9 protein-coding genes are annotated in these 10954 nt (G+C 68.9%); 3 read left to right on the plus strand and 6 right to left on the minus strand.

The genetic code is table 11. The features are described 5' to 3' along the window. Positions 1–377: 377 nt before the first annotated feature. Together CRT23_RS26455 and CRT23_RS26460 are read right to left on the minus strand one after the other, a co-directional pair. A complete protein-coding gene (locus CRT23_RS26455; RefSeq protein ID WP_103712501.1) occupies positions 378–1865 on the minus strand; it encodes an LTA synthase family protein in 1488 nt (495 codons plus the stop codon). 8 nt (positions 1866–1873) lie between these two features. Then, positions 1874–3574, minus strand: a complete 1701-nt coding sequence (locus CRT23_RS26460) for a capsular biosynthesis protein (protein WP_245436613.1) — start codon at positions 3572–3574, stop codon at positions 1874–1876. Positions 3575–4059: 485 nt separating this feature from the next. On the opposite strand from CRT23_RS26460, the gene CRT23_RS26465 reads away from it, so the two are divergent. The 3 genes from CRT23_RS26465 to CRT23_RS26475 are packed head-to-tail and all read left to right on the plus strand — an operon-like array spanning position 4060 to position 7017. Continuing rightward, a complete protein-coding gene (locus tag CRT23_RS26465; RefSeq protein WP_103712495.1) occupies positions 4060–5367 on the plus strand; it encodes a capsular biosynthesis protein in 1308 nt (435 codons plus the stop codon). 31 nt (positions 5368–5398) lie between these two features. Then, a complete protein-coding gene (locus CRT23_RS26470; protein WP_103712496.1) occupies positions 5399–6166 on the plus strand; it encodes an SDR family NAD(P)-dependent oxidoreductase in 768 nt (255 codons plus the stop codon). After that, positions 6163–7017 carry a formyltransferase family protein gene (locus CRT23_RS26475; protein WP_103712497.1) on the plus strand — a complete coding sequence of 285 codons (855 nt, stop codon included), beginning with the start codon at positions 6163–6165 and terminating at the stop codon, positions 7015–7017. Before CRT23_RS26470 ends, CRT23_RS26475 begins: the two co-directional genes overlap by 4 nt. 42 nt (positions 7018–7059) lie before the next feature. Here CRT23_RS26475 and ettA read toward each other — a convergent pair whose 3' ends face one another. The 4 genes from ettA to CRT23_RS26495 all read right to left on the minus strand — a co-directional run bounded on the left by ettA (position 7060) and on the right by CRT23_RS26495 (position 10543). Further along, entirely contained in the window at positions 7060–8712 is a 1653-nt protein-coding gene (gene ettA, locus CRT23_RS26480) for an energy-dependent translational throttle protein EttA (protein ID WP_055956630.1), read from the minus strand. A gap of 285 nt (positions 8713–8997) precedes the next feature. Continuing rightward, positions 8998–9285, minus strand: a complete 288-nt coding sequence (locus tag CRT23_RS26485) for a hypothetical protein (RefSeq protein ID WP_103712498.1) — start codon at positions 9283–9285, stop codon at positions 8998–9000. Between the two features lie 12 nt (positions 9286–9297). Further along, on the minus strand, positions 9298–10245 hold the full coding sequence (locus CRT23_RS26490) for a DNA/RNA non-specific endonuclease (protein WP_103712499.1): 948 nt from the start codon (positions 10243–10245) through the stop codon (positions 9298–9300). Between the two features lie 13 nt (positions 10246–10258). Continuing rightward, a complete protein-coding gene (locus CRT23_RS26495) occupies positions 10259–10543 on the minus strand; it encodes a hypothetical protein (RefSeq protein ID WP_103712500.1) in 285 nt (94 codons plus the stop codon). Positions 10544–10954: the final 411 nt, after the last annotated feature.

Here is a 10954-nt window from a genome sequence, read left to right on the forward strand (position 1 = left end):
TGTCGGCCCCCTCCACCACCGCACCCGTCGTCGGTCCGGCCGCAGGGAGGAGCGAGGTACAGCCCGAAACGAGGCAGGCCGTCAGGGCGGCCAAGGACGCCTTACGAAGCATTGTTACTCTCCTGACCGGACCGCGCACAGGTGCGATCCGGCGACGACGCCCGCCTCAATCACGGCGCACGGGCGACGCCATCGTGTTCGATCAACCGCGAACGAGAGGTCGCTCGCGCGGCGACCCGGATCGCGGTCCAAGCCTCCGAGCGGTGGCCGCGTCGGACGATAGCGGCGAAACGCTGCGATCGAATTAACGGATCGTGCACCCGACCGGGCTCCGACAGACCTCCGCTGGGTCCAGCCGCCTATCGATCACCAATGCGTCACGAGGGTGGCAAAGCCAAGCTCTCCGCCTCTTCGGGGAGCGCGACGATCTGCCGAAGATGGCGCCCGAGTTCCGCCGCGGTGAGGTCACGTCGGGCTCCGCCCTCGTGGGCATCCGGGCCGAACTGGAAGATGGCGTAGTCCGTGGCGGTGCCGCCGAAACCGGGACGGCAATTGGGAAGCGCCGGGGCATGATCGCCGAAGACGCAGAGCGTGGCCGGCAGGCCTTCCAACCCCGCGATGAGAGCTTCGACGGCCCGGCCGGTATTGCGCACATGCGTCAGGTACTGTGCCAGCGGGTCGTCGATCCCCGGCAGGCGTCCCGGCTTCCACGGTCCGTGGTTCTCCATCGTGATGCCGTACAGGAACAGCGGCGCGGAGCGGGCCCGGATTTCCGAAAGCACGCGGTCGGCCAGCGCTGCATCGCCAATATAGGGTCCGACCCGGGACGCCCCCGAGAAGTCGTCCTCCATGATCAGGCGATCGAAGCCGAGGCGCGTCACCACGGCGGCGCGGTTGAAGAAGTCCCGGTGGAAGGGATGCACGAAGACGGTCTCGAACCCCGCATCGCGGGCGCCCAGGGGCAGACTCGTCGGCTCGTGGCCGCCATGGGTGAGGTAGGGATCGAACACGCCGAAGCCGAGATCCTCGGAATCGGAGCCGGTCAGGACCGCGTGCTCGGTCCGCATCGTGTAGGCCCCGTGGGCCGGCACCCGCAGCCGTCCATGGAGGGTCGCCCGCGCGCGGATGATCTCCATCAGCGGCAGGGGCGGTCCGCCGAGGCGCACCGGATCGAGGAAGGATTCGAGTTGCACCACCACGATCACGGGTGCGTCGCCTCGGCGGATCGGGGGCGGGAGGGCGGCTCCGCGTTCGGTCCTGCGATGCGCGCGCCAGCGCAGCGCATAGCCGAGAAGCGTGGTCGGAAGCCCGTACCGAGCGATGTCGGCATCCAGTGCCGGCGCCGGAAACAACCGCGCGAGGGTCGCGGCGGCCTTCCCCTCCCCCGAGAGGATCACGCTGCTGAACAGCACCAGCGGAAGGGCCAGGATCGCGAGGAGCGCGACACTCGGCTCGCTGGGCAGGAGGGTCGGCTCGACCGCGTACCAGGCGGCGACCAGCGCCAAGCCGACCAGGATCGGCCCGGCCATGCGGGGGTCGCTGAGCGGGCGGGTGTAGTAGAGTTCCGGGTGGCGCGGCACCTGCCGCAGCAGGGCGAAGTCGCTGAACACCAAGGGTTCGCCGATGATGCTGCGTTTGAGCCGGCTGATGACGCTGAGGATCAGGATCGTGAGGACGCAGGAGAAGGCTGCGAGCCAAGGCCGCCACGAGAACTGAAACCAGAACGCCGTGACCCATCCGTAGCCCGCGAAGCGGATCGCGAGGTCGCGGGGGCGCAGGCTCACGGGCCGCGCTTGCCCACCTGCGCCGGCCTCGATGGCGAGACCGAGGGACAGGGCGAGAATCAGGCTCAGAAGCAAGGTCATCGCGGCGGTCACGGCTTCCGGTCCGGAAATCGCTCGACGCCGCGCTTGGCGCGCAGCCGTCGGATGAGAGGGTTCAGCAGGGCGTAGCGGGCGCGCATGGTGAGGATCGCTGCCGGGCTCATGGCCAGACGCGACGGGCCGGCTGCATCGCGAGCCGCCGCGAGGCGATCGAGGAGTTGCTCGGCCGAGCACGGCTTGAGGGTGACCGGATCCAGGTAGAGCGGGTAGAGCAGGAGGGCGCCCGCCACGAGTTCGTCGAGCGCGAGGCGGCGCCCCCGGTCCGCGCCCGGGGCCAGATCCTCGGTCAGCCCCCACCCCGCATAGAAGGGACGCCCGTGGACCGCGACGGAGCGGCCGCGGATCAAGGCTTCGAAGCCGGCCAGGGAGGTCATCGTCTCCACGTGATCGGCCCGGTCCAGCAGATCGACGATGGAGAGCCCACCGACGATCCGGTCGGCGAGCGTGAGTGCCTCGGCCTCCGGAATTGCGCCGGTCCGGAACCCGGCCTCCACGTCGGGATGCGGCTTATAGAGCAGGAACGCATCCGGATTCCTGGCTCGCGCCGCCCGCAGCAGATCACGGTTCGAACGCACCACCGGCGAACCGTGCATCACCGAGGCATCGTCCTCGACCTGGCCGGGGACGAGGACGATCCTGCGATCCCGGGGCCAATCAGCCGGTTCGTCGGTGAGACCGACATTGTACTTGGTCAGGCGGCGGGCGATCACGAGTTCGCGCAGGGCCGTCGCGCGCGCGACCAGGTCCGGCGGAAAGGTCGACGTCCGCAGGAGAAGTGCGAGCCGGCTCTCGGTCCGCGGATCGTAGTAGATCCCGCGATCGTCGACGACGATCGACGCCCCGGGGGCGAGGCCGGCCCCGAGGCCCACGGAACGCAGGAAGCCGTCCTCGATCCGCGCGAGGGGCACGCCCGCTTCGGCGCAGAGCGGGCCCAGCCGTTCCGGCATACGGGTGGCCCAGACGCGAACCTGGGCCTGATGAGCCTGCGCGGCCGCTACGGCATCCTCCGCCGTCATCGCGTGGATCGGTGGTCCCTGCGGACCGACCATGAAGGCATCCAGGACGGGACGCTTCCAGCCCGAGATGCCGACCAGCACCGTTCTGGTCTCGTTGTCGGCGAAGCGGTCGCGCAGCCACGCGACGCGCTCGAGGCAATCCTCGAATCCGATCGAGGCCCGGGTCCAGGGATCGAAGTAGTGGATCCCCGTCCCGTAGCGGAGGGCCACGAGATCGTGCGTCGTCGGAGGGGTGGAGGGGTCACCCGGGCGAGCGACCTCGCACCCGGCCAGGCGCGCCTCGCAAGCGGCCGCCCAGTCGTCGACGAAGACCCGGCGAACCCGCTCGAACAGCGCCCAAGGATCGACCGGGGACGACAGGATCCGCAAGCGCGGAGACAGGCTCGGCGACAGGCCCGTGCAGCCGCCTGAGCCGGCGACGAGGAACGTCCCGTCCGGGCGCGCCGCGAGCACGCGCATCACGAAGGCCCGGAGGCGCGCGCTGGACTCGGCCACCGCGCCCTCGACGAGGATGAGAGACGGATCGGCGAGGCCGGACAAGGCATCCGAGATGGCCCCGTTGGTTCGCGGCGAGAACCGATTCCGGCCGAAGGTTCGGGCGCGCAGCAGCGCTTCGGTATCGATTTTGTCCAGGCCCGTTGCTCGGCCTGCGTGATCGACGCGCAGACTCGACATCCCCGTGCCGGGCGTATCGTAGGGCGACAGCAGGGGACCGGGACCCACGATCACGGGCGCGGCGAGACGCTGCACGATCCTGCGGACGGCGCCGGTTTCCCATACCACGGGTGCTGCCCCCGGACGCCAGCGTGCGACGAAGGGGACGCCCAGGGCAGCCGAGATCTCAAATCGCAGCGCGTGAACGCGTCCGCCTGTGGATAAGAGCGAGGACGGCAGGGTCGAGGGCATGCTCACTTTCGCACCGGCGTAACCGGCCGCTGCCATAGCATCTTCGGGGCCCCAACGGGCATGGGTTCGGGGAGATCGCCCTTTCTGAGCGGAAATAACCGATGCGGGCGGCGTTGTCCCGAAGTCACAGGCGGCCGGAATTCCGTTCCCGCCCTACGAGCGCCCAATTGCTGGGATGGGAGTCCCGTGCGACGGATCTGAACCGTCCAGGGTGGCCCGCCATTGAACGGGCGCAGGAGCAGGCGTCGGAGAGAATGCTTCAGCCTCGCGCAGACACGCATCGCGACGGACAGGCGACGTTCCTCTTCCTCCAGGGACTCGCATCCCCCTTCTTCGCCGATCTGGGACGCGCCCTCGAGGCGCGCGGCCATCGGGTGCGGCGCATCAATTTCTCGTCCGGGGACTGGCTGTTCTGGCGCCTCCCCTCCGACAATTACCGGGGACGGTTCGACACGTGGGGCGCCTACGTCGCGGACTATGTCCGCACGCATGGCGTCACCGATATTGTGCTCTTCGGCGATTGCCGCCCCTACCATGTCGCTGCCACGTCCGCCGCCCAGCCCTTCGGCGTCCGAGTTCACGTCTTCGAGGAGGGCTATCTCCGGCCGAACTGGATCACCTGCGAGCTTGGCGGCGTGAACGGCAACTCGGCGCTGCCGAAGACCGCGGACGAGATCCGATCCGTGGCCCGACGCCTGCCGCAGCCGGGACGCGCGATGCCGTCGAGCGGTGACATGGCCCGGCGCAGCCTCTGGGATGTGGCCTACAACATCGCGAATTTCGGCTTCCCGTACTTCTTCCCGCATTTCCGCAGCCACCGGCCGCATCACATCGCGGTGGAATATGCCGGCTGGATCAAGAAGTTCGCCCGCCGCGCCCATACGCGGCGCGAGGCAGCGCGGCTGAACGAGGCCTACACGGCGATCGGCGTCGATTACTTCCTGCTGCCGCTTCAGCTCGACAGCGATTATCAGATCCGCGTCCATTCCCCGTTCCTGGGGGTCGAAGGCTTCATGGATCGGACGATCGCGTCGTTCGCGGCCCACGCGCCTGCGCCGACCCGCCTGCTGATCAAACTGCATCCCCTGGACAGCGGCCTGATCAACTGGCGCAAGTACGCCCGCCACTCGGCGCGCCGGCACGGGGTCAACGACCGCCTGGACATCATCGACGGCGGCGACCTGCCCAGCCTGATCGCCGGCAGTCGCGGCGTCGTTCTGATCAACAGTACCGTCGGAATGCTGTCTCTCGAGCTCGGGCGTCCGACCTGCGCAGCCGGCAACGCGATCTACAACTTCCCGGGCCTCACGCACCAGGGCGGGTTGGACTCGTTCTGGACGGCTCCGACGCCGCCCGACGGCGCATTGATGGCGGATTTCCGCCGCGTCGTGCTGCACCGCTCGCAGATCAATGGCGGCTTCTTTTCCCGTCCGGCCATCGAGCGGGCGATCGCCGGGACCATTCCGCGGCTCGAAGCGACGCTGCCGGCCTCGGCCCTGGCCGCCGCCGGCGCGATCCGGGCGGAGGACGGCGAGCCCCAGGAACTCGCACCGGTCTATTGATCCGGTCCGGCTGGCCGCGCTAGCAGTCCCGATGCCTGTGATCCTGATTACCGGTGCGTCGAGCGGCATCGGCGCCGCCCTCGCCCGCCACTACGCCCAGCCCGGCACGACGCTCATCCTTCAAGGCCGGGACCGGACACGCCTCGATGCGATCGCCGACGCGTGCCGCGCCAGGGGTGCCGCGATCGAGACGAAGCGCCTCGACATCCGTGAGCGGGCGGCCGTCGCAGACTGGCTCCAGGGCGCCGACCATGCCCATCCCCTCGATCTCGTGATCGTCAATGCGGCGATCAACGGCGGCGATCCCGGCGGGGACGTGGAGACCGAGGCCATGGCGTTCGAAACCGTGGAGGTGAACCTCCTCGGCGCCCTCAACGTCGCCCTCCCCTGCGTGACCCTGATGCGGGCTCGCGGCCACGGGCAGATCGCGCTGATCTCGTCCCTGGCGGCCTTCGCACCGCTGCCCGACGCGCCCTCCTACAGCGGTACCAAGGCGGCGCTGCTCGCGCATGGCTTGGCGCTCCGAGAGAAGCTGAAGCCTCACGGCGTACGCATCAACGTCGTCACCCCCGGCTACGTGAAGACCGCCATGGGCGGCGAGTACCAGGGCTGGCGTCCCCTGGAGATCAGTGCCGAGGATGCGGCGCGGCGGATCGCGCGCGGCTTGGCCAAGGATCGGGACATCGTCGCCTTTCCGTGGATCCTCGCGGCCGGCGCTCGCGGTGCAGCCCTGCTGCCGGAATTCCTGCGGCGCCTCGGCATGAGCGGCTTCAGGTTCAAGATCCGGATCGGCCGGTGAGCCGCCCCCGGATCGCCCTGTTCGTGCTGGAGGCCCTGCCGAACGCTCGTGCCGTGAGACGCTTCGTCGGGGACCATGCTGCGGATCTCGCGTTCGTCGGCCTGTCGAACGCCGAACGGCCGAGTTCCGGCGGCCTTGTCGGCCAGGTCCGACGCCATCTTACGCGCTCCGGTCCGGCAATCTTGCCCTATCTCGGCGTCAATTTTGGGCTGCCGGATCTCCTCGCGCCGCTCTCGCCGCTGGCACGCCGCCTGACCGGAGCCGGCACCGCGGCCGGTGCCACGCCCCTGAAGGCGCTCTGTCGCGACCTCGGCATTCCAACGCTGAAGGTCGACGACGTCAACGGATCCGAGGTCGCCCAAGCCTTCGAGCGGCACGCCCCCGATCTCATCGTCACCTTCCATTTCGACCAGATTCTCTCTGGTCCGACGCTGGAGCGGACGCCGCTTGGGGGCCTGAACGTTCATCCCGGCCTGCTGCCGCGCCATCGTGGGCCGGTTCCCACCATCCACGCGCTGGCGGAGGCCGAGCCGGCCTTCGGGGTGACGCTCCATCGCCTCGCCGTGACGATCGATGCCGGCGCGATCCTCGCCCAGGAAGCGGTCCGCCTGCCGCACGATACGACGGCGACCCGCGCCTCGGTGATCCTGCACGAGCACGGACGGGCGCTGCTCGACCGAGCGCTCGCGGAGCTTGCGGACGGACGTCGCCCCGCCGGGACGGTCGCGCCTGTCCTGCCCTATTGCCCGTTCCCGGACCGCGATCTCCTCAAGAGCCTGCGTCGCCAGGGGCGCAAGCTCACGGACGGTCGAGACCTGAGGGACGCCCTGGCGCTGAGCGCCCGGGCCTGAAGCGGCGCCCGCCTCCTGCGAAGCGGGCGCCGGACCGTCGTCTCAGCGGGAGAACTTCTTGTACTTGATCTTCTTCGGCATCAGCGAGTCGGCGCCGAGGCGACGCTTCTTGTCCTCCTCGTAATCCGAGAAGTTGCCCTCGAACCACTCCACGTGGCTCTCACCCTCGAAGGCGAGGATGTGCGTGGCGATGCGGTTCAGGAACCAGCGATCGTGGCTGATGATGACGGCGCAGCCCGCGTAATCCTCCAACGCCTCTTCGAGAGCCCGCAGGGTCTCCATGTCGAGGTCGTTCGTCGGCTCGTCGAGGAGCAGCACGTTGGCGCCACCCTTCAGGGTCCGAGCCAGGTGGACGCGGTTGCGCTCACCGCCCGAGAGGGTGCCGACCTTCTTCTGCTGGTCGGAGCCCTTGAAGGCGAAGGCGGCGCAGTAGGCGCGGGAATTGATCTCGCGCTTGTTGAAATAGATGATGTCGTTGCCGCCCGAGACCTCCTGCCAGACTGTGGCGTTCGGATCGAGGGCGTCGCGCGACTGGTCGACGTAGCCGAGATGCACGGTCTCGCCGACCGCGATGGTGCCGCCGTCCGGCTTCTCGGCCCCGGTGATCATCTTGAACAGGGTCGTCTTGCCGGCGCCGTTCGGGCCGATCACGCCGACGATGCCGCCGGGCGGCAGCTTGAACGAGAGATCCTCGATCAGGAGACGGTCACCGAACGCCTTGTTGAGGTGCTCGAACTCGATGACGTTGTTGCCGAGGCGCTCGTCGATCGGAATGACGATCTGCGCGGAGGCGTCGATCTTGTCCTGCGACTTGGCCACCAGCTCCTCGTAGCGGGTGATACGGGCCTTGGACTTGGACTGACGGGCCTTCGGCGAGGCGGCGATCCACTCCTGCTCGCGGTTGATCGCGCGCTGGCGGGCCATGTCCTCGCGGCCCTCCTGCTGGAGGCGCTTCTGCTTCTGCACCAGCCAGGCCGAGTAGTTGCCCTCGTAGGGGTAGCCGCGGGTGCGGTCGAGCTCGAGGATCCAGCCGGTGACGTTGTCCAGGAAGTAGCGATCGTGGGTCACGATCAGGATCGCGCCCGGGTACTGGCGCAGGTGACCTTCGAGCCAGTTCACCGTCTCGGCGTCGAGGTGGTTGGTCGGCTCGTCGAGGAGCAGGAGTTCCGGCTCCCAGAGCAGCAGCTTGCAGAGGGCGACGCGGCGGCGCTCGCCGCCCGACAGCGTCGCGACCGGCTGCTCGTCGCTCGGGCAGCCCAGCGCCTCCATGGCCTGGTCGACCTTGGAATCCAGCTCCCACAGGTTCGCCGCCTCGATCTTGTCCTGGAGGGCGGTCATCTCGTCCGCCGTCTCCTCGGAATAATTCATGGCGAGTTCGTTGTAGCGGTCGAGCAGCGCCTGCTTCTCGGCGACACCCTCCATGACGTTCTCGCGCACGGACTTGTTCGGATCGAGCTGGGGCTCCTGCGGCAGGTAGCCGACCCGGGCGCCCTGGGCGACGAAGCCTTCGCCGGTCCAGTCCTTGTCGATGCCCGCCATGATCTTGAGCAGGGTCGACTTGCCCGAGCCGTTAATGCCGAGCACGCCGATCTTGGCGTCAGGGTAGAAGGACAGGTTGATATTATCGAGGACTTTCTTGCCACCCGAATAGGTCTTGGTCAGACCCTTCATGTGGTAGATGAATTCGCGCGCCATGGTGGTATCCCTGTCGTGTCGGCGGTCCGGCGCGCCCTGCGCCCCGACCGTCGGAATCAGCGTGTGCGTGTTGCGCGGCTGCGTCCGGTCGAACCGGCCGGCAGACCGCGCGGAGAGCGCCGATGCGGTCGGACCTCGGGCGCTCGCCGTCGTCGAACCGCTTCGCGTGAGAGTGTTGCGCCGGAGTATCAGGGCGGCGACCGACCGGCAAGAACGTGGGCCAAGAACAAGAACGTGGGCCAAGAACGAGCAGGCCGACCAGGATCGCGAAGGCAGGTCCCGGGCTCAGGCGAAGGGGTTCTTCACCGTCTCGGACGGGTGCGATACGTCCGCGAGCTGTTCGGGCAGAGGCTCGGCCTCGAGGGCGGCTACGATGGCGGCGAGAGCGGCCGCGGCTGCCCGGGCCCTCTCGAGCCCGGGCGCGTCCCGCCCGAGGTCGAGGCTGCCATGGATGGCGATCCGGTCGCGGCCATTCTCGATCGAGAGACCGCCGATCGTCTGGACTGCCGCGTCGTCCGCGAATGGTGCGAATCGACCTGGGTTCTTCTCCGACCGCGCCCCCGTCTTCGGCATCGGACCCTCCCCTCAGAAGATGGCGCGCATCAGATCGCGCCAGAGACGCCGCAAGGCGCGATGCACTTGGTCCCTCGCCCAGGATTCGAGCGAGTCCGACTCGGGCGCCCGGCGGCGCGGACGCTCGCCACCGTCGGACTCCCCCCTGGAATAGGCTCGCGGTTCCGGCAGATCCATCGCCCGCGCCTTGGCGGCCGGAGGGAGCATCGGAAAAACGTCCAGCCCGGACAGTGTGCGCAGGCTGTCGAGGGAAACGGTCTGCGACGGGAGATTGTCCTGATTCGGAACCAGGTAGGCGCCGGCCTCCCCCGTCACCGGGTCGTAGAGGGCCTTGAAGAGCTGCGTCGGCACCAGGACCCGTCCGTTGATCGCCTGGACGGCATCGCCGGAATAGATCGGCCCGGTGACGACGTAGAGCGTGCCGCGGCGTGTGGCGAGACGCCGGACGCTCTCCTCGATCGCCGACCAGAGCCCGCGATTGAGGGCGCGGTCCTGCGGCACGATGTTGGCAAGGCTGAAGGACTGCGCCTGGGCCGCATGGGTTGGCATGTCGCCGGCCGGGGCCATGTGGCCACGGTCGTAGCCGCTACGGACGTAATCCTCGATCCGCGCCCGGTCGGCGGCCGGCAGCGCATCCTCATCGTGGAAGGCATCGATGCGGTCGACCCGGCGCGCCGCCGAGATGCTGTCCCGCGTCAGGCGCTCGGCCGCGTAGAGCGGCGTCCGCGAGACACCGGAATGGAGCACCGCGAAGGCATCGAAGCACAGCGGCACGGCGCGCGCTGCGAGCTTCGGGTTCGTGATCGCCGGCCGCTGCCCTTCCGCAAACGCGTCGGTGCAGGTGTTGGCCAAGCCGTCGGCCAAGCCCTCGGTCAAGCCCTCGGTCAAGCCTCCGGCCACGGCAGCAGCCGGCGCGACGCAGAGCCAGGCGAACAGCAACAGTCGCAACGGGTCGGCCATGGATCGGGCGCGCTCAGAAGCAGACGCGGACCTTGCGCGTCCCCTGTGGGGTCGCCCGCGTGCGATAGTCGCAGGGCCGGCCGAGGGTCCCCTCGAAGGGACGCACGTCGCGGTCGGCCGGACCGGGACCCGCCTGGACGCCGCAGCCGCCGGGTGTCTCGCACGGGAACGTGAAGGGCTCGACCGGCGCGTGGCGGCGGACGAGCGACGGGTCGGCTGCCCGACCCGTCGCCCAGGCGGACCCGCTCGACAGGATGCCGATCAGCGCAAGGCCGGCGGGGGAGCGGATGAGCGACATGGCCTGCCTCGATGCGGGATCGGCGGACGGGAAAACACGGCCGCACCGTTGATCGGCACGCGCGGTGGGATTAACTGCCGGAGTTCAGGCGCCGGCGCCAGCATCTCCACAGTCACGGCTCGGCGACGCCTTGTCTCCCGCGCTCCGGATTTTGGAACGGTATTGCAGACCGGGCACGGTCTGCGGGACAGTGCGGTCGCCCCCTGGCGTGGCAAAGCTGCGTAATGACGTTATAAGTGCGATCGAAGGGCCCCGGTTTCGTCTTGGGGCATGCCTCGTTCGAGGGGCGGCCCGCGCAGAGCGCTGTCTGCGGGCCGGATCGAGCGGGTGCCAGCAAACGAACGGGTGTGAATCCAGTGTCACGGCAAGAAACCTCGCAAGGCAAGACCTCGCACGACGAGCGCGCGCAAG

This window comes from Methylobacterium sp. V23, assembly GCF_002917135.1.
GTDB lineage: Bacteria > Pseudomonadota > Alphaproteobacteria > Rhizobiales > Beijerinckiaceae > Methylobacterium.

Excerpts from the sequence above, each read along its gene's own strand:
- CRT23_RS26495 (WP_103712500.1), bottom strand. The coding sequence starts at position 10,543 with ATGTCGCTCATCCGCTCCCCCGCCGGCCTTGCGCTGATCGGCATCCTG.
- CRT23_RS26470 (WP_103712496.1), top strand. The coding sequence starts at position 5,399 with ATGCCTGTGATCCTGATTACCGGTGCGTCGAGCGGCATCGGCGCCGCC.
- CRT23_RS26490 (WP_103712499.1), bottom strand. The coding sequence starts at position 10,245 with ATGGCCGACCCGTTGCGACTGTTGCTGTTCGCCTGGCTCTGCGTCGCG.
- ettA (WP_055956630.1), bottom strand. The coding sequence starts at position 8,712 with ATGGCGCGCGAATTCATCTACCACATGAAGGGTCTGACCAAGACCTAT.
- CRT23_RS26455 (WP_103712501.1), bottom strand. The coding sequence starts at position 1,865 with ATGACCTTGCTTCTGAGCCTGATTCTCGCCCTGTCCCTCGGTCTCGCC.
- CRT23_RS26465 (WP_103712495.1), top strand. The coding sequence starts at position 4,060 with ATGCTTCAGCCTCGCGCAGACACGCATCGCGACGGACAGGCGACGTTC.
- CRT23_RS26460 (WP_245436613.1), bottom strand. The coding sequence starts at position 3,574 with ATGTCGAGTCTGCGCGTCGATCACGCAGGCCGAGCAACGGGCCTGGAC.
- CRT23_RS26485 (WP_103712498.1), bottom strand. The coding sequence starts at position 9,285 with ATGCCGAAGACGGGGGCGCGGTCGGAGAAGAACCCAGGTCGATTCGCA.